This window comes from Geodermatophilus sp. SYSU D00079 (genome assembly GCF_054050635.1).
Window position 1 is genome coordinate 1 of sequence record NZ_JBJGZS010000009.1, and the last position, 23682, is coordinate 23682.

Genomic DNA, 23682 nt, shown 5'->3' on the forward strand with positions numbered 1-23682 from the left:
CCCCCCCCCCCCCCCCCCCCCCCCCCCCCCCCCCCCCCCCCCCCCCCCCCCCCCCCCCCCCCCCCCCCCCCCGACCCATCTTCGAGACCAGGAGGAGCCCCATGCAGGACGTCCACGGCAAGGTCGCGTTCATCACCGGCGGGTCCAGCGGCATCGGCCGCGGGATCGGCCTGGCGTTCGCCCGCGCCGGCATGACCGTCGTGATCAGCGGCCGGCGCCAGGAGCACATCGACGAGACGAGGGCGGAGTTCGCCGACGCCGGCCTGGAGGTCGACTCGGTCCTCCTCGACGTCACCGACCGGGAGGCCGTCGAGCGCGCCGCCGAGGAGACCGAGCGCCGCCACGGGCGGGTCGACGTGCTGGTGAACAACGCCGGCATCGGGCTGACCGGCCCGGTCATGGCGGCCACCCCGACCGACTGGGACTGGCTGATCGACGTCAACATCAAGGGCGTCGGCAACGGCATCGCCGCGTTCGTGCCGCGGATCCGGGCGCACGGCCAGGGCGGGCACATCGTCAACACCGCCTCGATGGCCGCGCTGATGCCGATCGTCGCCGGGCTGTACTCCATGACGAAGGCCGCCGTCGTCGCGCTGTCGGAGGCGCTGGCCATCGAGCTGGCCCCCGACGGCATCGGCGTCTCGGCCTACTGCCCCGGCCCGGTGCACAGCAACATCGCCGGCGCGGTCGCCAACCGACCCGCCCAGTACGGCGAGAGCGGCTACACCCCGCCGCCGGCGGAGTTCCTCGAGCGGGCCAAGACCCAGCCGTACATGAGCTACGTCGAGGCCGGTGAGCGGGTGCTCCACGGCGTCCGCCGCAACGACCTGTTCATCCTCACCCACCCCGAGTTCAAGGCCGGGGTGCAGGACCGCTTCGACACCACGCTCGCGGCCTTCCCGGACGAGCCGATCAACGAGGAGCGGGCCGCGGCGATCCCGTTCCTCACCGGGCACACGATCTACGCCGCGGAGAAGCGGCTGCCCTCGCCGCGCCTGACCGACCTGCGCTGAGCTCGCACCCCGGCCTTTGTGGCCACTTCGGCCGCGTCTGAACGGCCTTTGTGGCCACTTTGGCCGCCCGGCGCCCGGCCTTCGTGGCCACGAAGGCCGGGTGCGAGCCGGCACCTGTGGACGACGACAGCGCGGGCGGGGCGCCCTGGGCGACCCTGCCGCGATGTCCCGTTCTCACCTCACCGGCGTCTTCATCGGCAGCCACGCCATCGCGGAGGGCTTCCTCACCCGCCGGCAGCTGCGTGAGCGCAGCTACCGGCGTCTCGTCCACGGCGTCTATGCCGACCCGGCGCTGACCGTCGATCACCGTCTGCGGTGTCAGGCCGTCGCCCTGCTCATGCCGTCAGGCACCGCGATCGGCGGCCACTCCGCGGCGGCCTGGCACGGCGCCCCCCTCGCCGGCCCGCACGACCCCGTCACGGTGCTGCGCCCGGCAACCGTGCTCTGGAAGGGACCGCGCGGCGTGCGGGTCCACCGCACCGACCTCCGACCCGGCGACGTCGAGGTACGTGACGGGGTTCCGATCACGTCGGCGCTGCGAACGGCCTGGGACCTGGCAGCGCTCGAACCCCTGGGCACCGCGGTGGCCGCGTTGGACTCGATGGTCCGCGCGGCGGCCGTGACCCTTCCCGCGCTGGTCCGGCTCGCCTCGTCCGGTGCCGGTCGGTGGGGAGTGACCCGGATGCGCGCGGCGGTGCCCCTCGTCGATCCGCGCGCCGAGTCGGCGCCGGAGTCGCGGGTCCGGGTCGCGCTCGTCCTGGCGGGACTCACCCCGATCCCCCAGTACGAGGTCCGCTCGTCGGGTGCGTTCCTGGCGCGGGTCGACCTCGCCTTCCCGGAGGCGCGCCTGGCCGTCGAGTACGAAGGCGCTCACCACTTCGCCGACGGGCAGATCGTGCGGGACGACGCCCGCATCCATCGCCTGGAGGCGGCCGGCTGGGGGGTCATCCGGCTCAGCGCGGCCGACCTCCGCGACCTCGACAGCGTCGTCGTGCGGGTGCTCGCGGCCCTCGCGGCCTGACTGGCGGCCGAAGTGGCCACAAAGGCACGCCGGAGGGCGGCCGATGTGGCCACTTCGGCCGTCGGGGTCAGGGGGCGGGGGTCTCGTCCAGCGGGATCAGCGGGACCGGGCCGGCGAGGTCCTCGGGGTCGGCCGGGAAGTACGCGAAGTTCTTCGCCCGGGCGCCGCCGTCGACGACGAGGTCGGTGCCGGTGATCAGCCGCGCGTAGTCCGAGCACAGCCACGCGACGGCGTGCCCGATGTCGGTCGGCGTCCCGGTGCTCCCCATGGGCACCAGCGGGGGCCGCTCCCCCGTCCAGCGGGCGGGCCGGCGCCACGGCTCGTCGCCGGTGTTGCCCCCCAGCCCGCCGCCCTTGCGACCGGCGTTGAGCATGTCCGCCGGCCGGCCCTGGGCGGCCAGCTCGGCGAGCAGCTCCGGGTTGTCGATGGTGGGCGCGGTCGGCGTGTAGCTGTTCACCCGGATGCCGTAGGGCGCGAGGTCCATGGCCGCGGCGCGGACGAAGTTGTTCACCCCGCCCTTGTTGAACGCGTAGGCGATGACACCGGCCGAGCCGTTCCAGCCGTTGGACGAGGAGATGCAGACGATCGAGCCGCGGATGCCGCGCTCGGCCATCGCGCGGCCGACGATCTTGGTGTTGAGGAAGTAGCCGAGGCCGGACACCTTGATCGACCGCTCGAAGGTCCCCGCGTCCTCGTCGAGCACGCCCTTGCCGCCGAGCATGGCGGCGTTGTTCACGAGGATGTCGATGCGGCCCCACCGCTCGAGGACGGCGTCGACGTAACCCTGCACCGCGGTTTCGTCAGTGACGTCGCCCGGCGCGGCCATCGCCTCACCGCCGTTGCGCTCGATCCGCGCGATCGCGGTCTTGATGACGTCGTCGTTCACGTCGTTGCAGGCGACCTTGGCGCCGTACCGCGACAGCGCCAGGGCGATGCCGCTGCCGATGTTGGGGCCGACGCCGGTGACCAGCGCGACCTTCCCCTCCAGGGAGATCTCCACGTCCGTGCTCCGTTCCGTCCTGGGCCGCGACCGCGGCCGCAGCAGGTGGGTGGGTGGCCCGCGCTGTCCCGCGGGCACGCCGCGGACCCGTGGGCGGGCTGCGCCGCTCCCACGGGTCCGCGGGGGTGGTCCTCCGGCGGGGCGGGCCCTGCCGGTGCTACCGGGTCGAGCTGGTCGCTCAGCCCTTGTCGGCGGGGTAGGTCAGCCGGATGCTCTCCGGCTGCACGCCCAGCACCGGGGCGAGCATCGACTGCATGAGGGGCTTGGGCACGAGGCACTCCTCGCACGCGTCGGGCCCGGCGACGATGGCCACGTTCGCCGAGTCGCCCTGCACGTCGACGTCGAGCCGGTAGTCGTCGGCCTGCAGGGTCTGCTTCAGCTGGTCCAGCTGCGCCTGGTCGATGGTCACGAGGACACCTCCTGGAGGGTGGTCGGCCGGGACTGGGCCGACCAGCGGACGGGCACCGAGCGACCGGACCAGGTGGCCCAGCCGAACGGACGGAAGACCATGGAGATCGCGGCGTTGGCCGCCCCGGCGACGATGACGGGGATCTCCGCGGGTGAGGGCATCATCGGGAACGCCTCGTCGGTCTCGGCCGGGCCGCCGGGGCCGCCGGCCTTGCCGGCCGCGGCGAGCTCGCCGTAGCTGCGGGTGGCGTGCTCGAAGAGCCACTGCTGGACGTCGGCCCGGCTGTACCCGGCGTCGGCCAGGACGTGGGCGTGCTCGGGGCCGAGCACCAGGCCACCGGTGGAGTGCCGGAGGCCCAGGTAGGCGCCCATGCGGGCCAGCGAGTCGGCGAAGTCCTGCAGGACCGCCTCGGCGCTCTCGGTGTGCCGGTTGTCGACGTACTCGCAGCACCGGATGAGCATCGCCGACACCGCGTCGACCCCGGGCTCGAGCCCGCCGACGACACTGAACGGCTCCCACGGCGAGAGCTCCTCGTTCTCACCGATGAGCAGCTGCCACCGGCCGGGCACGCCCTGGGTGGCCTGCTCCAGCTCCTGGGGCTTGATGCCGTAGCCGTTGCGCACGATCAGCCCGATCGCCCGCGCGATGGTGGCGTTGGCCCGGAAGCCGGGACCGAACACGCCGCCGGCGCAGTTGATGCCCAGCCGCTGGCGCACCGGGCCGTTGACCACGAGCAGCGGCGCGGGGCCGCTGGTGGACTGCCAGGCACCGCCGTTGGTGGACGGCTCGCCGTTGAGGGCGTCCCACGCGGCCAGCACCACCGGGAAGTACGCGGGCTCGCAGCCGGCCATGATCGCGTTGACCGCGGCCTGCCGGAGGGTGACCCGGCGTCCCAGGTGCTCCTGGGCGCCGATGATCTCGCCGGGGTCGCGGTCGGTGGTGGCGAGGAAGGCCTGGACGTCCTCGGCCGTGGCCGGGACGACCGGCAGGCCGTCGGTCCAGCCCTGCTCGTAGCAGTACCGGATGGCCTCCTGCGCCGTCCGGACCGGGTCCTGCACCGCCGTCACGAGGCCACCGCCGCGGCGGGGCGGGTCAGCATGCCGACGATCTCCGGCAGCGCCTGGACGGCGCGCTCCCGCACCCCCTCGCGGGACAGGCTCGCCACCGGGTGGGCCGTGGTGACGTACTCGTAGCCCGGCGTCCCCTGCAGGTTGGCCATCGCGTCGGCGCTGACGCGGAAGGCGTCGCTGCAGATGACCGCGGCGGGGATGCCGGCCGCCTCCAGCTGCAGCCCGTCGGCGACGGCGGAGGCCGAACAGGACCCGCAGTCCCCGACGCCCACGACGACGACGTCGGTCTCGCCGCGGAACTCCTCGAGCATCTCCGGCGGCGCGGGGTGCACGATGCTCGGCTTGGTCCGGGTGAGGACGGTGCGCACGCCGTGCTCGGACTCCAGCAGCGCCGACAGCTCCTCCAGGAAGTCCGCGGCGTTGCGCTTGGTGTTGACCAGCAGCCCGAGCCGGAGGCCGGACAGCTGCGTCGGCCGGGTGGCCAGCGCCGTGCGACCCCGGTCGTCGCCGGGTGCCCCCACGGTCGGGTCGACGATGCTGTCGAACACGGACCCCTCCTGGCGGGTCACAGGGCCTGCTGCGGAGCAGGCCGGGACGGCGCGGTCGGCTGGGCCGGCACCGGCGGCGGCGCCAGCGTGGCACCGGCCGGCTTCGGCGGCAGGTCGGCCGGGGCGATGTCCAGCGGGAAGTGGCAGGCGACCTGGTGGCCGGGCAGCCGCTCGACCAGCTGCGGTGCCTCCTCGGCGCACTTGAGCTGCGCCCGGGGGCAGCGGGTGCGGAACCGGCAGCCGCTGGGCGGGTCGATCGGCGACGGCGGCTCGCCCGGCAGCGCGACCGGCCGGTGCGCGGCCCCGGTCACCGGGTCCACCCGCGGGATGGAGTCCAGCAGCGCCGAGGTGTAGGGGTGCAGCGGCTGGCGGTACATGCCCTCCGCGGGGCCGATCTCGGCCAGCTGCCCCAGGTACATGACCGCCACCCGGTCGCTGACCTGCTTGACCATCGCCAGGTCGTGGGCGATGAACAGGTAGGAGAGGTTCAGCTCGCGGCGCAGCTTCTCGAAGAGGTTGAGCACCTGGGCCTGGATGAGCACGTCCAGGGACGAGACCGCCTCGTCGGCCACGATGAGCGCGGGCTCCAGGGCCACGGCCCGGGCGATCGCGACGCGCTGGCACTGGCCGCCGGAGAGCTCGAACGGGCGTCGCTTGGCGTACTGCGAGGGGTCCAGCCCGACGAGGTCGAGCAGCTCCTCGACCCGCCGCTTGCGGGTGGAGGCGTTGCCCTGGCCGTGCCCGACCAGCGGCTCCTCGACCAGCTCGCTCACCCGCCAGCGCGGGTTCAGCGAGCCGAAGGGGTCCTGGTAGACCATCTGCATCTGCCGGCGGGACTCCTTGAGCTCCTTCCGGCCGGCCTTCATCAGGTCGGTGCCCTGGAACTCCACGACCCCGGACTTGGGGCGGGGCAGCTGGATCACCGAGCGGGCCAGGGTGGACTTGCCGGAGCCGGTCTCCCCCACCACGCCGAGGGTCTCGCCGCGGTAGATGTCGAACGACACGTCCGACACCGCGTGCACCACGCCGCCCTTGACGCCCCCCGCCGCCTGCACGGGGAACTCCTGCACCAGGTTGCGGGCCCGCAGCAGCGGGGTGCGCGCGCCCGACCGGTCCCCCGCCGTGCGCTCCTCGACCGCGGTCATCGCTGTTCTCCGTTCGCGGGGTGCGTGCCGGTGCCCGAGCCGACCGGGTGCCAGCAGGCGAACCAGTGCTCGGGGTCGTGCTCGATGAAGGGCGGCATCTCCAGGCACTTGTCGGTGGCGTTGGAGCACCGCGGCCGGAAGGGGCAGCCCTTGGGCAGCGCCGAGAGGTCCGGCGGCTGGCCGGGGGTGACCTCGAACAGCGAGTGCGGCTCGCGGTCCAGGGCCGGGATGGCCCCCAGCAGGGCGTGGGTGTAGGGCATCCGGACGTTGGCGAACAGCACCTTCGTCGGGGCGTACTCCACGGCCCGGCCGGCGTACATGACGACGACGTCCTGGGCGTAGCTGGCCGCCAGCCCGAGGTCGTGGCTGATCATGATGACCGCCATGCCGAGCCGCTCCTGCAGCTCGACCAACAGCTCCATGATCTGGGCCTGCGTCGTGACGTCGAGGGCGGTGGTGGCCTCGTCGGCGATGAGCAACCGCGGCTCGCCGGCCAGCGCGATCGCGATCATGACGCGCTGGCGCATGCCGCCGGAGAGCTGGTGCGGGTACTCGTGGAAGCGCCGCTCGGCCGCGGGCAGCCGCACCAGCTTCAGCAGCTCGACCGCGCGGGCGTGGGCGCCCTTCTTGTCGAGGTCGCTGTGCAGCCGGACCGCCTCGGTGATCTGCGCCCCGATCTTCATCGTCGGGTTCAGCGAGCGGGCCGGGTCCTGGAAGACCATCGCGATGTCGCCACCGCGCAGCGCCTGCATCTCCCGCTCGGACAGGCCGAGCAGGTCGCGGCCGTCGAACCGCACCGAGCCGGAGATCTTGGCCGTCGGCGGCAGCAGGCCCATGAGCGCCCGGGAGCTGACGCTCTTGCCCGATCCGGACTCGCCGATGATGGCCAGCATGGAGCCGGGAGTCAGCTCGTAGGACAGCCCGTTGACGGCGTTGATCTTCCGGCCACCGCGGGTGAACTGGACCCGCAGGTCCTCGACGACCAGGAGCGGCTCACCGGGGGCGGACGCCGCGGCCGGGCGGTGCCGGCCGGCCGGATCGGGGGCGATGACGCCCTCGGACACGATGGTGTCCGCCACGGGGAGGGCCGCCGTGCGCTTGCTGCTCATCGACCACTCCAACGTGCGCGCAGGTTCTCGCCGAGCAGGTTGAAGGCGAGGACGGTGACCAGCAGGGCCACGCTGGGCCAGACGACCAGCATCGGCGTCGCCGAGAGGCTCAGCTGGCCCGTGGCGACCATGTTCCCCCAGCTGGGAGCCGGGTCGGGGATGCCGAGGCCGAGGAAGCTCAGCGCGCCCTCGATGATGATCACGATGCCCATGCCCAGCATGCCGAAGGTGATCAGCTGCGGGGCGATGTTGGGCGCCAGGTGCTTGAACAGCATCCGCCACGGCGACGTCCCGGCCAGCTGCGCGGCCGCCATGAACGGCATCTCCCGCAGCCGCAGCACCGCCGAGCGGGCCAGCCGGGCGAACGCCGGGACGCTGAAGAACGCCAGGGCGAAGATCGTGTTCGTCATGCTCGGGCCGAGCGCCTGCGCCACCGCCAGGGTGAGCACCAGCGACGGGAACGCGATCAGCACGTCCAGGACGCGCATGATGATCGTGTCGACCCAGCCGCCGACGTAGCCCGACAGCGCGCCGAGCGTCCCGCCGACCACCAGGCCGAGCAGGTTGACCGCGACCGCGATCCACAGCGAGGACTGCCCGCCGTTGAGCAGCCGCGACAGGATGTCGTTGCCGTTCGGGTCGGTGCCCAGGACGTGCCCCGGCGAGAACGCCGGCTGGTTGCTCTCCAGGACGTTGCCGCCCACCGGGCTCGGCAGCGACAGCAGGGTCGGGCCCAGGAAGCAGGCGATCAGCACGAACGCGATGAGTCCGGCGGGGATCCACGTGCCGAGCTGGCTGCGCCAGCGTCGGCTGCGTGCACCCGCCCGGGCCTCGGCCTCGTCGACCTCCGGGCTGAGGGAGAACGACGGGGCAGGCTCAACGACTGCCATAACGGATCCTCGGGTCCAGGACGGCGTAGAGCAGGTCCACGACCAGGTTGGCGACCACCGCGACCAGCGCGAAGATCACGACCGCGGCCTGCACGACGACGAAGTCTCGGGTGTTGATGGCCTGCAGCAGCATCTGGCCGATGCCGGGCAGGGCGAAGATCTGCTCGATGATCACGGTGCCGCCGATGAGTGCACCCAGGTTCAGGCCGACGATCGTGATCAGGCCGAAGGACGAGTTCCGGAACGCGTGCTTGATCAGCACCGCCCAGGAGCCCACGCCCTTGGCCCGGGCCGTGGTGACGTACTCCTCCTGCTGCATCTGGTCGACCAGGTCCCCACGCAGGAACCGGGTGTAGTAGCAGAACAGGGGGAAGCCGATCGCCGCCGACGGCAGGATCATCCCGCGCAGGTTGGCCCAGAGGCCGTCCTCCAGCGGGGTGTAGCCGATCGCCGGCAGCCAGCCCAGGGAGACGGCGAACACCAGCACCAGGAGCAGGGCCAGGACGTAGTTGGCGACCGACAGCCCCAGGGTGCTGATCATCATGCTGACCCGGTCCATGACCCCACCCGGCTTGTGGGCGGCGAGGAGGGCCACCGGCACGGCCAGCAGGAGCGAGACCACGAACGCCAGGAACACGAGCTCGCCGGTGACCGGCAGGCGGGCGGAGAGTACCTCGCTCACCGGCTGGCGGCTGACCAGGGAGTTGCCCAGGTCACCGGTGACCGCGCCCTGCAGCCAGTCGAAGTAGCGGACCACCCCGGGCCGGTCCAGACCCAGCTGCTGCTCCAGCAGCGCGATGTCCTCGGGGGTGGCCTCCGGGCCAAGCAACTGCTGGGCGGCGTTGCCCGGGATCAGGCTGAGCACCCAGAACGTCAGCACCGTGACGCCCAGCATGATCGGGATGGCCATCAGCAGGCGCTTGACGACCAGCCGGAGCACCGGCGAGCCGGTCAGCCGGGAGAGGGGGGAGACCCGCGGGTCCCGGCTGACCGGGACCCGCGGGGTGGCCGTCGCTGTCACTGCTCCCGCCAGACCTCGTCCCAGATCACGCCGGTGTTGACCAGCAGCGGCGGGATCTTGGTGGTCAGGCCCGGGCCGTGCACGCCGGTGGCGGCGAGGTTGGCCGGCGCGAAGGCCAGACCGAACGGCGCGTAGAAGTTCTGCGCGATCCGCTCGGCGGCCTGCCGGTACAGGTCGGCCCGCTGCGTCTCGTCGACGGTCGCGGACGCGTCGGCCAGCAGCTGGTCCAGCTCCGGGTCGGCGACGCCGCTGTAGGGGACGCCGGAGTTGAACCGGAAGCCGACGCCGACACCGGCGGCGGGGTCCCAGGCACCGGCGGTCTGCAGCATCGCCTGCCACTGGCCACCGGTGAACTTCTGGATGACGCCGGACAGCTGCGAGTCCTCGATGGTCACGTCGATGCCGGCCTCCTGCCACTGCGTCTGCAGGGCGGTGTTGATCTGCGTGGCGACGTAGTTGCTGATCGTGCCGATGTTGACGGTCAGGCCGCCGAGCTCCTCGACGAGCTCCTTGGCGCGGTCCAGGTCGTACTCGGGGTAGCCCTCGACCTGCTCCTCGTAGAACTTGCCGCCGGGGGCGGTGAAGCCCTGGCTGACCTCGTAGTTGCCGCCGAAGATGCCCTCGTTGATGGCGTCGAAGTCGGTGGCGCGGTAGATCGCCTCACGGGCCCGCGGGTCGTTGAACGGCGCGATCTTGGTGTTGAGCTGGATGACGTAGGGCGAGGTGGCCGGCTGGATGGTCACCTGCATCTGCCCGTTGGCCTGCGCCTGCTCGAGCAGCGGGGTGGTGTTGAGCCCCTCGTAGGCCTGCGCCTGGCCGGCCTGCAGCGCCTGGTAGGCGGGCTGGTCGCCACCGATCGACTGGAAGGTGAGCTTGTCCAGGTAGGGCAGGCCCTCCTTGAAGTAGTTCGGGTTCTTCTCCAGCTCCAGGACCGAGCTCAGCTGGTTCTCCACGACCGTGAACGGCCCGGCGCCGACCGGCTTGATCTTGAAGGCGTCCTCGCCCATCTCCTGCAGCGCCGTCGGGGAGGCGATCCAGTTGACGTTGCTCACCGGGAACGAGGCCAGGATGGCCGGGTAGGGCCGGGTGAAGCTGAGGGAGATGGTCAGCGGGTCGATGACCTGGATGCCGTTCTCGGCCAGCGGCCAGGTCGGCTTGCAGGTGCAGGGGTTGGCCAGCGCCCGCTCCCAGTTGGCGCGGACCGCCTCGGCGTCCAGCGGCGTGCCGTCGGTGAACTCGATGCCCTCGCGGAGCTTGATGGTGAAGCTCGTCCCGTCCTCGGACATCTCGTAGCTCTCGGCCTGGTGGCCCTCGACGCGGGCGTTGGAGCCGTCGTCGTCGGCGCGCAGCAGGAACAGGCCACCGAAGATCGCCTGGTTCATGGCGATGTTGGAACCACCGGTGGTGTTCGTCGCGGGGTCCAGGCCGGCCGGCCAGCTGCCCGCGAACGAGGCGTCCTCCAGGACGGTCAGCTCGCCGCCCTGCTGCGGCTCGCCCACCGGTCCCCCGGTGCCGCCGGAGGCGGACCCTCCACTGTCGCCGCCACCGCCACAGGCTGACAGTGCCAGCGCCGCGGCGGTGAGAAGGGACAGGATCGTCCGTTGCTTCATGTAGGTGCTCCCCTTGGGGCCTGGGTGGATCGGGCGGGACGGTGTGGGCTGACGTCGAGGACTCGCTCGGGCCGTCAGGGACGTGGGCACACGCAGTGATGGCGGTCACGCGGGGCTCGACCAGATTCCGCGAGCGACCTGCCCGGGGGCCCCGCCGCTTTCGCCCCGCGGAAGACAACTTCGGGGTCGCGGGCGGACCGCCCGGTCCGCTGCCGGGGCCCCGGCACGCGGGGTGCCGGTGGCACGGACGGGGCTGCCGGCACCCCTCCGTGGCGACGGCGGGTGAGCGGCACCACACCGCGGGCACGGGCCGGTCCGCTCGTCACGGACGCCGCCGGGGAGCGAAGCTGGTGCCATGACCAGACAGCTCCGCCCGGCTCCGGGAAGTGACCGCTCGGCTGGGCCGCGGCTGGCCGGGCACGCCGGCGGGACGGCGACGGCGGCCGGCCGCGTGCTGGCGGTGCTGGACGCGTTCGGCCCGGCACACGCCTCCCTCACCCTCAGCGAGATCAGCCGCCGCTCGGGTCTGTCCCTGACCACGACGCACCGCCTGGTCGGCGAGCTCAAGGCGTGGGGCGCCCTGGAACGCGGTGCCGACGGCCGCTACGGGATCGGGCTGCGGCTGCTGGAGCTGGGCGCGCTGGCGCCGCACGGTCTCCAGCTCCGCGAGGTCGCCGTCCCGTACGTGGACGACCTGCACCAGGCCACGCGGGCCAACGTGGTCCTGGGCGTGCGCGACGGGTCCGACGTGGTCTACGTCGAGGCGCTGCGTGCCCGGGGCGCGGTGCGGCTGATGAGCCGGATCGGCGGGCGGTGGCCCCTGCACACGACGGGGACCGGACAGGTGCTGCTGGCCTTCGCCGACCCGGAGGTCCAGGAGGAGGTGCTCAGCGGCCCGCTGGAGGGGTTCACGCCGAACACGATCACCGACCCGGCGGTGCTGCGCCGCACGCTGGCCGAGGTGCGGCGCACGGGTGTGGCGGTCGCGGAGAACCAGCTGACCGCCGACGCGCCCGCGCTCGCCGTCGCCGTCCCCGTGCGGGGTGCCGGCGACGAGGTGGTCGCCGCCCTGGGTGTGACGGTGTCGGCCGGCACGACGCAGCCGCAGGCGCTCGTGCCGGTGCTCAACGCGACCGCACGCGGCATCTCCCGTGCCCTCGGCGCGCCGTCGGCGCAACCGTCGGTCCGCCGCCGGCCGTGACGCCGCGGTGGCCCCGGGCCGCAGCCCGGGGCCACCCGGGGGTCAGCGGGTGGGCGCCGTGCCCAGCCAGCGCCAGGCGTTGTTCCAGAGGATGTCGTCGAGGACGTCGTCGGACAGCCCCATCGACTTCAAGGTGCGGCCGGCCGGCTCCTCGCGCGGCATGGCCGGGAAGTCCGAGCCGACCAGCAGCCGGTCGGACCCGAGCAGGTCGATGAGGTAGGTCAGCGCGCGCCGGTCGAAGACCAGCGAGTCGTAGTAGAAGCGCCGGGCGTACTCCAGCGGGGACGGGCCGTCGTCGGGCATGACGGCGCGCTCGGGGTTCTTCGGCTCCTCGTTCCAGGAGCCACCCCAGAAGTACTGGTGGCGCGGGATCATCAGCGGGTAGCCGCCGGCGGCGTGGCTGAAGGAGATCCGCAGGTCGGGGCACTTGGCCGCGGTGCCGCCGGTGACCATCGAGGCGGCTGCGAAGGCGCCCTCGACGCCGACCACGTAGGTGCCCATGGCCGACATCGGCAGCCGCTCGGTCGGCGAGGGCATCGCGTGCACGAAGACCGACAGGCCCAGGCGCTCGACCTCGGCGAAGAACGGCAGGAACTTCTCGTGGCCGATCGAGGAGCCCAGGATGTTCGAGGCGATCTCGACGCCCTTGAGGCCCTGCTCCTTGATCGCGGCGAGCTCGGCGGTGGCGGCGTCGGGGTCCTGCATCGGGACCATGCCCAGGGCGAGCAGCCGGGTGGGGTCGGCCTGCACGAGGGTGGCGCTGAACTCGTTGACGTGGCGGGCCAGCGACAGCCCGTCGGCCAGGGGAAGGTCGTAGCGCAGCAGCGGCGGCATCGGGCTGAGCACCTCGACGTCGACGCCGTTGGCGTCCATGGCCTCGATGCGGCGCTCGGCGTCGAAGAAGACGTCCTTGGCCTTGAACTGCATCTGCCCGAACAGCAGGGTGCGCGCGGTCTCGCCGTCCACGGCCTCCATGCGGGGGAAGCACTCGGGGGCGTCGGCCGGGTAGTCGTACGGCAGCAGGTGGGCGTGGGTGTCGATGAGCATGCGGTCCTCCGGTCAGAGGTTCGGGTGGACGGAGACGTGGACGGCGGACTCACCGGGCACCTCGCCGGCGAGGACCTCGATGGCGTGCGCGGTGTCGTCCAGGCCGAAGGTGTGGGTGTGCAGCCGCTCCAGCGGGAAGCGGCGGGACTCGATGAGCGCGATCGCCTCGGCCATGGCCTTGGCGTCGACGCCGAAGGCGCCCTGCACGGTCAGCGCCCGGTTGATGATCAGGTCGGTGCGCAGCGGGATCTCCCGGTTGCCCTTGATGCCGGCGAGCACGACCCGGCCGCCGTGCTTGGTGGCCAGCAGCGCGTCGGTGACGGGGCCCGCGGCCATGGGGGTCAGCTCGAGGGTGACGTCGACGCCGCGGCCGCCGGTCAGGTCGCCCACCCGCTCGACGACGTCCTCGGCGGCGTCGCCGTCGACGACCAGGGCGTGGTCGGCCCCGAACTCCCGGGCGAGGGCGAGCTTGTGCGCGTCGGCCTCCAGGCCGGTGACGACGACCGTCCCGGCCCCGGCGGCCTTGGCCGCGATGACCGCGGCGATGCCGCGCAGGCCCGAGCCGAGCACGAGCACGGTGTCGCCGAGCTGCACCTGGCCGTAGTGCAGCGCCCACCGGACGCCGGCGCCCATGGAGTTGTACATGGCCGCGACCTCGACCGGCAGGGTGTTGTCGATCTTGTGGACGACGGACCCGGGCGCCAGGTACATGTACTGGGCGAACCCGCCCCACAGCGACGGCGCCACGTCGACCGGGGTGACCCCGTGCCCGCCGACGCGGTTGCGGCAGGCCTGGTAGTTGCCGACCAGGCAGTCGAAGCAGTTGCGGCACGGGATGACGACCTCGAGGGCGACCCGGTCCCCGGGCTGGACGCCCCAGCGCTTGGCGGCGTTCTCGCCGACCTCCTCGACGATGCCCATGGGCTCGTGGCCGGGGATGAACGCCGGGCTGTCCGGGCGCGCGTGGCCCTTGTAGAACTCGACGTCGCTGCCGCACAGGCCGTTGGCCTCCAGGCGCAGCAGGCCGTCGTCCGGTCCCACCTGCGGGCGGGGGAACTCCTGGATCTCGATCTTGCGCGGGCCCACCTGGACCGCGGCGCGCACCATGTCGGCCAATTCGTCCTCTTTCCTCGTACCGAGCCGGGGAACCGGGCGCCCGTCGGCGTGCGCCGCCGGCGGGCCGGACCCGGGGCGGGACCGCGCGGGGATCCCGCACCACTCGTGTGCCGCGGGTCACGCTAGGTCGGCCGCGAGCGCCGTCACCACGACACTTCCGCCGTGCGGTGGACCGGCCCTCAGGCCCGCGGCAGGAGGAGCAGCCCCGGGTCGACGTCGGCCACCGTGCGGCAGCCGGTCAGCGCCATGGCACGCAACAGCTCGGCCCGCAGCAGCTCCAGCACCCGCTCGACGCCGGCCTGCCCGCCCGCGGCCAGCCCGTAGAGGTAGGGCCGGCCGACCAGCACCGCGGTGGCGCCGAGGGCGAGGGCCTTGAGGACGTCGGTGCCGCGCCGCACGCCGCCGTCGAGGAGGACCGGGACCCGTCCGGCGACGGCGTCGACCACCGCGGGCAACGCCTCCACGGTGGCCTGGACGCCGTCCAGCTGCCGTCCGCCGTGGTTGGAGACGACCACCCCGTCGGCGCCGGCGTCCAGCAGCCGCGGGACCTCCTCCCGCCGCAGCACGCCCTTGACCACCAGCGGCCCGGCCCACAGGTCGCGGACGAACGCGAGGTCGTCCCAGGTGACCGGGCGCGGTGCGGCCAGGACCTGCCGCTGCGTCGCCCAGGCCGACAGCCGGCCGTCGCGGCGCGTGGGCAGGTTGCCGCGGAGGAACTCCACCGCCCACGCCGGGCGGGAGGCGCCGTGCAGGAGCATGCCGGGCGTGGGCCGCACCGGCAGGGCGAAGCCGTTGCGGCGGTCGCGCTCGCGGCCGCCGAAGACGGGGGTGTCCACGGTCAGCACCAGCACCCGGTAGCCGGCGGCGGCCACCCGGTCGAGGAGCGCCGGCACCTCCTCGCGCGCGGGTGGCAGGTACAGCTGGTACCAGAGCCCGCCGCCGCCGGCCCGCGACACCTCCTCCAGCGGGTAGCCGGTCACCGTGCTCTGCACGTAGACGGTGTCCTGGGCGGCCGCGGCCGCGGCGACGGCCAGCTCGGCCCGGCGGTGGGCGACCCGGCCACCGCCGGTCGGCGCCAGCAGCACGGGCAGCGAGACCCGCCGGCCGAACAGCTGCACCGCCGCGTCGACGGAGGACACGTCGGCCAGCACCCGGGGGCGCAGCCGGATCTCGCGGAAGGCGGCCTCGTTGCGGGCCAGGGTCAGCTCGTCGTCGGCACCGCCGTCGACCATGTCGAAGACCGGGCGCGGCAGCCGCCTGCGGGCCAGCTCGCGGACGTCGGCGAGGTTCACGGCCGAGCGCAGGCGCACGGTGCCTCCTTGCGGGCACGGAGCCCGGGAACGGCCCGGCGGGGACGGCCGGAGCCGTCCCCGCCGGGGATGAGCGGTCCCGCGGGCACCGGTCGCCCGGGGCCCGCGGGGAGGGGCCGGTCAGCCCTGGTCGCGCCAGACCTCGTCCCAGATCACGCCGGAGTTGACCAGCAGCGGCGGGATCTTCGTGGTCAGACCCGGGCCGTGCACACCCTCCACGGCGAGGTTGGCCGGCGCGAAGGCCAGACCGAAGGGAGCGTAGAAGTTCTCCGCGATCCGCTCGGCGGCCTGCCGGTAGAGGTCGGCCCGACCGTCCTCGTCCAGGGTGCCGGCCGCGTCGGCCAGCAGCTGGTCCAGCTCCGGGTCGGCGATGCCGCTGAACGGCGACGTCGAGGTGAACCGGAAGCCGACGCCGACACCGGCGGCGGGGTCCCAGGCACCGGCGGTCTGCAGCATCGCCTGCCACTCGCCGGAGTTGAACGACTCCACCAGGCCCGAGAGCTGGAAGTCCTCGATGGTGACGTCGATGCCGGCCTCCTGCCACTGCGTCTGCAGCGCGGTGTTGATCTGCGTGGCGACGTAGTTGCTGATCGTCCCCAGGTTGACCGTCAGGCCGCCGAGCTCCTGCACCAGCTCCTTGGCGCGGTCCAGGTCGTACTCGGGGTAGCCCGCGACCTCACGCTCGTAGAACTTGCCGCCGGGGGCGGTGAAGCCCTGGCTGACCTCGTAGTTGCCGCCGAAGATGCCCTCGTTGATGGCGTCGAAGTCGGTTGCCCGGTAGATCGCCTCCCGCGCCCGCGGGTCGGTGAAGGGTCCGGTCTTGGTGTTGAGCTGGATGACGTAGGGCGAGGTGGCCGCCTGGATGGTCACCTGCATCTGCCCGTTGCTCTGCGCCTGCTCCACCAGCGGGGTGGTGTTCATGCCCTCGTAGGCCTGGGCCTGGCCGGCCTGCAGCGCCTGGTAGGCGGGCTGGTCGCCACCGATCGACTGGAAGGTGAGCTTGTCCAGGTAGGGCAGGCCCTCCTTGAAGTAGTTCGGGTTCCGCTCGAGCTCGAGGGTGGTGCTCAGCTGGTTGTCGACCACGGTGAAGGGCCCGGCGCCGACGGGCTTGATCTTGAAGGCGTCCTCGCCCATCTGCTGCAGCGCCGTCGGGGAGGCGATCCAGTTGACGTTGCTGGCGGGGAAGCCGGACATCACCGCGCCGTTGGGGGCGGTGAAGGTGATCGACACCGTCAGGGGGTCGATCACCTTGATCGGGTCGGCGGCCAGCTGCCAGGTCGGCTTGCAGCTGCAGGGCGCGGCGAGCGCGCGCTCCCAGTTGAACTTGACCGCCTCGGCGTCCAGCGGCGTGCCGTCGCTGAAGTCGATCCCGTCGCGGAGCTTCACGGTCAGGGTGAGGCCGTCGTCGGACAGCTCGGCGCTCTCGGCCTGGTGGCCCTCGATGCGGGCGTTGGAGCCGTCGTCGTCGGCGCGCAGCAGGAACAGGCCGCCGTAGATGGCCTGCATCATGGCGATGTTGGCGCCACCGGTGGTGTTGGAGGCCGGGTCCAGCCCGGTGGGCCAGCTGCCCGCGAACGCGGCGTCCTCCAGGACGGTCAGCTCGCCACCCTGCTGCGGTTCGCCGGCGGCGGCCTGGGTGCCGGTGTCGGTGTCGCCGGTGTCGCCGCCGCCGCACGCGGACAGCGCGAGTGCGGTGGCGAGGAGGATGGACGGGATCGTCCGTTTCTTCATGTGGGTGCTCCCCTTGCTGGGTCGGCCTCGAGACAACTGCGGGCTGAGCTGGGAGGTGCGGGTGGAGCCCTCCGGCGGGACCACTGGTCACCGACCGGTTCAGTGACGCACGTCACTGCGACGCACAAGATCCTGGGCGGCGCCGAGCGCGCGGACCGGCGCTTGCGCGTGGCGGAAGACAACTTCGGTACACCCGTGCCGACCTGCGACTTCCTGCGCAACGAATCGGTCACGACGGCCCGGCTGGCAGGGTGGGCGCCGTGGAGTTCGCTGACGTCGTCCGCCGGCGCCGGATGGTGCGGGACTACGACCCCGACCGGCCGGTCCCGCCGAAGGTGCGGGAGCGGCTGCTGGAGCACGCCATCCGGGCGCCGTCGGCGGGGTTCAGCCAGGGGTGGGCGTTCCTCGTGCTGGAGTCCGCCGAGGAGCGGGCCCGGTTCTGGGCGGCGACCACCGGCCCCGGCGCGCCCGACCCGTGGCTGGTGCGGATGAGCCGGGCGCCGCTGCTGGTGGTGCCGCTGTCGTCGAAGGCCGCCTACCTGGACCGCTACGCCGAGCCGGACAAGGGCTGGACCGACCGCGACGAGGCCCGCTGGCCGGTCCCCTACTGGGACGTCGACACCGGGATGGCGGCCCTGCTCATGCTGCTGACCGCGGTCGACGAGGGGCTGGGCGCCTGCTTCTTCGGGGTCCCCGCCGAGCGGGTCGGGGCGTTCCGCGCCGCGTTCGGCGTCCCGGAGAGCCACCGGCCGGTCGGTTGCGTGTCCGTGGGCTACCCCGGCGCCGAGGACCGCCGCTCCCCCTCCCTGCGGCGCGGCCGGCGCGGCGTCGACGAGGTCGTGCACCGCGGCCGGTGGTGAGCAGCCCTCCTGGTTGACTGCCGGGCGTGACGAACGACAACGAGCCCCGCGCCGTCCTGGTCACCGGCGGGTCCCGCGGCATCGGCCGTGCCATCGCCCGGGCCTTCGCCGAGCGTGGGGACCGGGTCGCGGTGCACTGGGGCTCCTCGCGGGAGCGGGCCGAGCGGGTGCTCGCCGAGCTGCCCGGGGACGGGCACGTGCTGGTGCAGGCCGACCTCGGCGACGCCGCGGCGGTCGGCCGCATGGTGGACGACGCCGCCGGGGGCCTGGGCGGGCTGCAGGTGCTGGTCAACAACGCGGGGGTGTTCACCGCGCACCCGCCGCTGGCCACCTCCTACGAGCAGTGGCAGGAGGCCTGGTCGCGGACGCTCGCGGTCAACCTCGTCGGCGCCGCCAACGCCACCTTCCGGGCGGTCCCGCACCTGATCGCCGGGGGCGGGGGCGCGATCGTCAACGTCTCCAGCCGAGGCGCCTTCCGCGGCGAGCCGGACACCCCGGCCTACGGCGCGTCCAAGGCCGGCCTCAACGCCTTCGGGCAGTCGATGGCGCTCGCCCTGGCGCCGCACGGCATCTCGGTGGGCACGGTGGCTCCCGGTTTCGTGCAGACCGAGATGGCCCGGGAGGTCCTCGACGGGCCCGGCGGCGACGCGGTGCGCGCGCAGTCGCCCTACGGGCGGGTGGCCCGGCCCGAGGAGGTCGCCTCGGCGGTGCTCTGGCTGGCCTCGCCGGGGGCCCGGTTCTCCACCGGCACGATCATCGACGTCAACGGCGCCTCCTACCTGCGCAGCTAGGAGTCGGCGGGGGCGGCCTCAGTCGGCGCGCCCGACACCGCGGTCGGGTGCGCTCATGTCGCCCGTCGCGGGCGTCCCCTGGGCGAGCGCGTAACGCAGGTACACACTGCCCTTCGGGCCGGCCACGGGCGGTTCGAGGAGGGTGACGTTCGTGGGCACCGCGCCGTCGCCGAACACCTTCTTGCCCACGCCCAGCACGACCGGGTGCACCCAGAGGTCGAGCCGGTCGAAGAGCCGCTCGCGCAGCAGGGTCTGCACCAGGTCCAGGCTGCCCACGACCTTCACGTGCTCGTGCCGGTCCCGGATCTCACGGACCGCGCCCGGCAGGTCCGGGCCGAGCCGGCGGGACCCGGCCCACGAGAGGTCGGGCGTGCCGCGGGAGGCGACGTACTTGGGGACGCGGTTGAACAGCGTGGCGATCCCGTCGTCCGGGCCGCCCTCCTGGTGGGGCCAGTAGGCGGCGAAGATGTCGTACGTCCGCCGGCCGAGCAGGAGGGCGTCGGTGCCGTCGTAGGCGGTACCGACCTGCGCCCCCTCGACCTCGTCCATCAGCGGGGCCTGCCAGCCGCCGAACGGGAACCCCTCCGGGTCCTCGTCGGGGCCGCCGGGCGCCTGCCCGACGAGGTCGAGGGTCGCGAACAGCTCGATGTGGATGAGGCCCATGCCCTGCTCCCGGTGGTCGGTCGGCTCCGTCGGGAGGTGGACCCGTGGGCCCCGGCAGGCTCATCGCTGCGACGGCGGGTCCGCGGACGGCGCCCGCCCCCGGGTGCGGGCGGGCCGCGGCGTCAGACCGTCTGCAGCCAGTTGGTCAGCAGCTGGGCGCCGGCGTCGCCGCTCTTCTCCGGGTGGAACTGGGTGGCCGACAGGGCCCCGTTCTCGACCCCGGCGACGAACCGGTCGCCGTGCTCGGCCCAGGTCACCAGGGGCGCGGCCAGCGGGGACGGCGTCCCCTCGGCACCGAGCGGGAAGTTGCGCACCCCGTAGGAGTGCACGAAGTAGAAGCGCTGGTCCTCGAGCCCGGAGAACAGGACGCTGCGCTCGGGCACCTGGACGGTGTTCCAGCCCATGTGCGGCAGCACCGGTGCCTGCAGCGGCTCGACCACGCCGGGCCACTCGCCGCAGCCGGCGGCGTCCTGCCCGTGCTCCACGCCGCGCTCGAACAGGATCTGCATGCCGACGCAGACGCCGAGCACGGGGCGGCCGCCGGCCAGCCGCCGGCCGATGACCCGCGGGCCGTCGACGGCGCGCAACCCGGCCATGCAGGCGGCGAAGGCACCCACGCCGGGCACGACGAGGCCGTCGGCCTCGAGGGCGGCCTGGGGGTCGCCGGTCACGGTGACGTCGGCGCCGACCCGGGTCAGTGCCCGCTCGGCCGAGCGCAGGTTGCCCGACCCGTAGTCGAGGACGACGACCTTCTTCATGGCTCCCACGGTATCGATCAGCCGGGCCGGGCCCGGGGGTGTTCCGGGAGGTCGGTCACACCATCCGCAGGATGCCCGAGGCGGTCGCCAGCAGCGCCGCCACGAGCAGGACCAGGGCGAAGAACACCTGCGGACCGGTGCGCCCCTCGGTGTCGGAGTCGGCCCTCCAGATGCTCCAGGCCCCGCCGAGCAGGAAGCCGCCGACGACGAGCAGCAGGACGGCGAACGTCACCTACAGGGCGCCCTTGGTGGAGGGCACGTCGGTGACCCGCGGGTCCAGCGCCACGGCGACCCGCAGCGCCCGGGCCAGGGCCTTGAACTGCCCCTCGACGATGTGGTGGGCGTCGCGGCCGGCGTAGAGCACCCGCACGTGCAGGCTGATCCGGGCGTTGAACGCGAAGGACTCCAGCACGTGCTTGGTCAGCGACGTCGGGTAGTCCGGCCCGATCATCGGCGTCATGTTCTCGGGCTCGCTGTGCACGAAGTACGGCCGGCCGGACAGGTCGACCGCCGCCTGCGCCAGCACCTCGTCCATGGGGATGGTGGCGTCGCCGTAGCGGGTGATGCCCTTCTTGTCCCCCAGCGCCTGCGCGAACGCCTGGCCGAGCGCGATCGCGACGTCCTCCACCGTGTGGTGGGCGTCGATGTGCAGGTCGCCGTCGGCCCGCACGGTGAGGTCGATGCCGCTGTGCTTGGACAGCGCGGTGAGCATGTGGTCGTAGAAGCCGACCCCGGTGCTGATCGAGCTCGTCCCGGTGCCGTCGAGGTCGAGCTCGACGACGAGCTTGGTCTCGCTGGTCTCCCGCTCGACCCGTGCAGTGCGCCCCATGGGGCTCATCCTCCCTCAGTGGTGCGGTGGTCCGGCGCGACCTCACCCAACGCGGTGAGGAAGGCGTCGGTCTCCTCGGCGGTGCCGGCGGTGACCCGCAGCCAGCCGGGGATGCCGACGTCCCGGACCAGGACGTCGCGGTCCAGCAGCGCCTGCCAGGCCGCGCGCGCGTCGGCGAACCGGCCGAACAGCACGAAGTTGGCGTCGCTGGGCACGCTGGTCAGCCCGAGGCCGGGCAGCGCGGCGACGATCCGGTCGCGCTCGGCCTTGACCGCGTCGACGGTGGCCAGCAGCGCGTCGGTGTGCGCCAGCGCCGTCCGGGCCGCGGCCTGGGTGAGCGAGCTCAGGTGGTAGGGCAGGCGGACCAGCTGCAGCGCGTCGACGACGGCGGGGTCCGCGGCGAGGTAGCCCAGCCGCAGGCCGGCCATCCCGAACGCCTTGCTCATGGTCCGGCTGACGACCAGCCGCGGGCGGCCCGGCAGCAGGGTCAGGGCCGAGGGCGTGCCGGTGCGGGCGAACTCCGCGTAGGCCTCGTCGACGACGAGCACCCCGGGGGTCGCCTCGTACAGCGCCTCGATCGTGGCCAGCTCGACGGCGGTGCCGGTCGGGTTGTTCGGGCTGGTCACGAAGACGACGTCCGGGGCGACCTCGCGCACCTGCGCCGCGGCGGCCTGCGGGTCGATGGTGAAGTCGGCCCTCCGGTGGCCGTCGACCCAGGTGGTGCCGGTGCCCGCGGCGATGATCGGGTGCATCGAGTACGACGGGGTGAAGCCCAACGCGCGGCGGCCCGCGCCACCGAAGGTCTGCAGGATCTGCTGCAGCACCTCGTTGCTCCCGTTGGCCGCCCACACCTGCGCGGCGTCGAGCTCCTGGCCGCCGGTGCGGGTCAGGTAGGCGGCCAGGTCGCGGCGCAGGTCGAGGGCGTCGCGGTCGGGGTAGCGGTTGAGCTCCAGCGCCGCGTGCCCGAGCGCCTCGCCGAGGTCGGCGAGCAGCTCCGGCGGCAGCGGGTGCGGGTTCTCGTTGGTGTTGAGCCGGTGCTTCGCCGGCAGCTGCGGGGCGCCGTAGGGCGTGCGGCCGCGCAGCTCCGGCCGCAGCGGGAGCTCCTCGAGGGTCGCCATCAGCGCTGCCGGGCCCGGACGGCGGCGGCGTGGGCGGGGAGGTCCTCGGCGCCGGCGAGGGCGTCGATGTGCCCGGCGACCTCGGCCAGCGCCTGCTGGTCGTACTCGACGACGTGGATGCCGCGCAGGAACGACTGCACCGACAGGCCGCTGGAGTGCCGGGCGCAGCCACCGGTGGGCAGCACGTGGTTGGAGCCGGCGCAGTAGTCGCCCAGCGACACCGGCGACCAGGCGCCCACGAAGATCGCGCCGGCGTTGCGGACCCGCATCGCGACCCCGCGCGGGTCCTCGGTCTGGATCTCCAGGTGCTCGGCGGCGTAGGCGTCGACCACCCGCAGCCCGGCGTCGACGTCGTCGACGAGGACGATGCCCGACTGGCTGCCCTCCAGCGCCGTGGTGATCCGGTCGGAGTGCTTGGTGGCGGCCACCTGCGCCGGGACGAGCCCGAGGACGGCGTCGGCCAGCTCCTCGCTCGTCGTCACCAGCACCGCGCCGGCCAGCGGGTCGTGCTCGGCCTGGCTGATCAGGTCGGCGGCGACGTGCACGGGGTCGGCGGTGTGGTCGGCGAGGATGGCCACCTCGGTGGGCCCGGCCTCGGAGTCGATGCCGATGAGCCCGCGCAGCAGCCGCTTGGCCGCCGTCACGTAGACGTTGCCGGGGCCGGTGACCATGTCGACCGGCTCGCAGCTGCCGGCGCCGTAGCCGAACACGGCGATGGCCTGGGCCCCGCCGACGGCGTAGACCTCGGTGACCCCCAGCAGCGCGCACGCGGCGAGGACGCCGGGGTCGGGCAGGCCGCCGTGGTCCCGCTGCGGCGGGGAGGCCACCGCGATCGACTCCACCCCGGCGATCTGCGCCGGGACGACGTTCATGACGACGCTGGACAGCAGCGGGGCCAGCCCGCCGGGCACGTAGAGCCCGACCCGGCGCACCGGCAGCCAGCGCTCGGTGACGGTGCCCCCGCGGACCACCTGGGTGGTGACGTCGGTGCGGGCCTGGTCGGCGTGCACCCGCCGGACGCGGGTGATCGCCTCCTCCAGCGCCGCCCGGACCGTCGGGTCGATCTCGGCCAGGGCGCGGTCGATCGCGGCCTGCGGCACCGCGAAGTCCTTGAGGTCGACGCCGTCGATGCGGGCGGTGATCTCCCGGACCGCCTGGGCGCCGCGGATGCGGACGTCCTCGCACAGCGGGCGCACCGTCGCGAGCACCGAGTCGATGTCGGTGGCGGCACGGGGCAGCAGGCCGGAGAGCTCGCGCACCCCCGGCAGCGCGGATCCACGCAGGTCGATGCGGGCGAGCACGGGCGGACCTCCGGGCGGTTCCGAGGCGGGGAACGGGAACACCCCAGGGTAGACGGGCCCGTCCGGGGGCCTGCCGCGCTGCCCGCTCCCCCGGCCGCCCCTCCCCGTAGGCTCGGCTGCC

General features: G+C 73.5%; 24 protein-coding genes. 5 read left to right on the plus strand and 19 right to left on the minus strand.

What is annotated here, in order from left to right; genetic code table 11:
- Positions 1 to 101: 101 nt before the first annotated feature.
- Positions 102 to 1013, plus strand: a complete 912-nt coding sequence (locus ACI79E_RS09660; protein WP_456932314.1) for an SDR family oxidoreductase — start codon at positions 102 to 104, stop codon at positions 1011 to 1013.
- Between the two features lie 163 nt (positions 1014 to 1176).
- Positions 1177 to 2034 (plus strand): DUF559 domain-containing protein, encoded by an 858-nt coding sequence (locus ACI79E_RS09665; RefSeq protein WP_456932315.1) that lies wholly within the window; start codon positions 1177 to 1179, stop codon positions 2032 to 2034.
- Positions 2035 to 2101: 67 nt separating this feature from the next.
- On the opposite strand, the gene ACI79E_RS09670 is transcribed toward ACI79E_RS09665, so the two are convergent.
- From ACI79E_RS09670 to ACI79E_RS09710, 9 genes are all read right to left on the minus strand, one after another.
- Positions 2102 to 3034: an SDR family NAD(P)-dependent oxidoreductase gene (locus ACI79E_RS09670; protein WP_456932316.1), complete on the minus strand. Its 933-nt coding sequence runs from the start codon at positions 3032 to 3034 to the stop codon at positions 2102 to 2104.
- 178 nt (positions 3035 to 3212) lie between these two features.
- Positions 3213 to 3443: a hypothetical protein gene (locus ACI79E_RS09675; protein ID WP_456925602.1), complete on the minus strand. Its 231-nt coding sequence runs from the start codon at positions 3441 to 3443 to the stop codon at positions 3213 to 3215.
- Positions 3440 to 4510 (minus strand): hypothetical protein, encoded by a 1071-nt coding sequence (locus ACI79E_RS09680; protein ID WP_456932317.1) that lies wholly within the window; start codon positions 4508 to 4510, stop codon positions 3440 to 3442. Before ACI79E_RS09680 ends, ACI79E_RS09675 begins: the two co-directional genes overlap by 4 nt.
- Positions 4507 to 5061, minus strand: a complete 555-nt coding sequence (locus ACI79E_RS09685) for a UGSC family (seleno)protein (RefSeq protein ID WP_456932318.1) — start codon at positions 5059 to 5061, stop codon at positions 4507 to 4509. Before ACI79E_RS09685 ends, ACI79E_RS09680 begins: the two co-directional genes overlap by 4 nt.
- A 17-nt stretch (positions 5062 to 5078) precedes the next feature.
- A complete protein-coding gene (locus ACI79E_RS09690) occupies positions 5079 to 6206 on the minus strand; it encodes an ABC transporter ATP-binding protein (protein ID WP_456932319.1) in 1128 nt (375 codons plus the stop codon).
- Positions 6203 to 7315: an ABC transporter ATP-binding protein gene (locus tag ACI79E_RS09695; RefSeq protein ID WP_456932320.1), complete on the minus strand. Its 1113-nt coding sequence runs from the start codon at positions 7313 to 7315 to the stop codon at positions 6203 to 6205. The genes ACI79E_RS09690 and ACI79E_RS09695 overlap by 4 nt, the downstream gene beginning before the upstream one ends.
- On the minus strand, positions 7312 to 8205 hold the full coding sequence (locus tag ACI79E_RS09700) for an ABC transporter permease (protein ID WP_456932321.1): 894 nt from the start codon (positions 8203 to 8205) through the stop codon (positions 7312 to 7314). Before ACI79E_RS09700 ends, ACI79E_RS09695 begins: the two co-directional genes overlap by 4 nt.
- A complete protein-coding gene (locus tag ACI79E_RS09705) occupies positions 8192 to 9226 on the minus strand; it encodes an ABC transporter permease (RefSeq protein ID WP_456932322.1) in 1035 nt (344 codons plus the stop codon). Before ACI79E_RS09705 ends, ACI79E_RS09700 begins: the two co-directional genes overlap by 14 nt.
- A complete protein-coding gene (locus ACI79E_RS09710) occupies positions 9223 to 10725 on the minus strand; it encodes an ABC transporter substrate-binding protein (protein WP_456932323.1) in 1503 nt (500 codons plus the stop codon). Before ACI79E_RS09710 ends, ACI79E_RS09705 begins: the two co-directional genes overlap by 4 nt.
- A gap of 466 nt (positions 10726 to 11191) precedes the next feature.
- On the opposite strand from ACI79E_RS09710, the gene ACI79E_RS09715 reads away from it, so the two are divergent.
- A complete protein-coding gene (locus ACI79E_RS09715; RefSeq protein WP_456932324.1) occupies positions 11192 to 12037 on the plus strand; it encodes an IclR family transcriptional regulator in 846 nt (281 codons plus the stop codon).
- 42 nt (positions 12038 to 12079) lie between these two features.
- Here ACI79E_RS09715 and ACI79E_RS09720 read toward each other — a convergent pair whose 3' ends face one another.
- The 4 genes from ACI79E_RS09720 to ACI79E_RS09735 form a co-directional block, all read right to left on the minus strand.
- Complete coding sequence (locus ACI79E_RS09720) at positions 12080 to 13084, minus strand: amidohydrolase family protein (protein ID WP_456932325.1); 1005 nt, start codon at positions 13082 to 13084, stop codon at positions 12080 to 12082.
- A 12-nt stretch (positions 13085 to 13096) separates the two neighbouring features.
- A complete protein-coding gene (locus ACI79E_RS09725; protein ID WP_456932439.1) occupies positions 13097 to 14191 on the minus strand; it encodes a zinc-dependent alcohol dehydrogenase in 1095 nt (364 codons plus the stop codon).
- Between the two features lie 188 nt (positions 14192 to 14379).
- Positions 14380 to 15510, minus strand: coding sequence for an alpha-hydroxy acid oxidase (locus ACI79E_RS09730; protein ID WP_456932326.1), 1131 nt, complete (start codon positions 15508 to 15510; stop codon positions 14380 to 14382).
- Between the two features lie 120 nt (positions 15511 to 15630).
- Positions 15631 to 17241 (minus strand): ABC transporter substrate-binding protein, encoded by a 1611-nt coding sequence (locus ACI79E_RS09735; RefSeq protein ID WP_456932327.1) that lies wholly within the window; start codon positions 17239 to 17241, stop codon positions 15631 to 15633.
- 260 nt (positions 17242 to 17501) lie between these two features.
- Between ACI79E_RS09735 and ACI79E_RS09740 the strand changes: the two genes are divergently transcribed.
- Entirely contained in the window at positions 17502 to 18101 is a 600-nt protein-coding gene (locus tag ACI79E_RS09740) for a nitroreductase family protein (RefSeq protein WP_456932328.1), read from the plus strand.
- A 26-nt stretch (positions 18102 to 18127) separates the two neighbouring features.
- Positions 18128 to 18892: an SDR family NAD(P)-dependent oxidoreductase gene (locus tag ACI79E_RS09745; protein ID WP_456932329.1), complete on the plus strand. Its 765-nt coding sequence runs from the start codon at positions 18128 to 18130 to the stop codon at positions 18890 to 18892.
- 18 nt (positions 18893 to 18910) lie between these two features.
- On the opposite strand, the gene ACI79E_RS09750 is transcribed toward ACI79E_RS09745, so the two are convergent.
- From ACI79E_RS09750 to hisD, 6 genes are all read right to left on the minus strand, one after another.
- Positions 18911 to 19555 carry a dihydrofolate reductase family protein gene (locus ACI79E_RS09750; protein ID WP_456932330.1) on the minus strand — a complete coding sequence of 215 codons (645 nt, stop codon included), beginning with the start codon at positions 19553 to 19555 and terminating at the stop codon, positions 18911 to 18913.
- A 122-nt stretch (positions 19556 to 19677) separates the two neighbouring features.
- Positions 19678 to 20313, minus strand: a complete 636-nt coding sequence (gene hisH, locus ACI79E_RS09755) for an imidazole glycerol phosphate synthase subunit HisH (RefSeq protein ID WP_456932331.1) — start codon at positions 20311 to 20313, stop codon at positions 19678 to 19680.
- A gap of 55 nt (positions 20314 to 20368) precedes the next feature.
- Entirely contained in the window at positions 20369 to 20545 is a 177-nt protein-coding gene (locus ACI79E_RS09760) for a hypothetical protein (protein ID WP_456932332.1), read from the minus strand.
- The gene (gene hisB, locus ACI79E_RS09765; protein ID WP_456932333.1) at positions 20546 to 21142 is read right to left on the minus strand and encodes an imidazoleglycerol-phosphate dehydratase HisB; all 597 of its coding nucleotides are present in this window, start codon (positions 21140 to 21142) and stop codon (positions 20546 to 20548) included.
- Positions 21143 to 21147: 5 nt separating this feature from the next.
- On the minus strand, positions 21148 to 22260 hold the full coding sequence (locus tag ACI79E_RS09770) for a histidinol-phosphate transaminase (RefSeq protein WP_456932334.1): 1113 nt from the start codon (positions 22258 to 22260) through the stop codon (positions 21148 to 21150).
- On the minus strand, positions 22260 to 23561 hold the full coding sequence (gene hisD / locus ACI79E_RS09775; protein WP_456932335.1) for a histidinol dehydrogenase: 1302 nt from the start codon (positions 23559 to 23561) through the stop codon (positions 22260 to 22262). The genes ACI79E_RS09770 and hisD overlap by 1 nt, the downstream gene beginning before the upstream one ends.
- Positions 23562 to 23682: the final 121 nt, after the last annotated feature.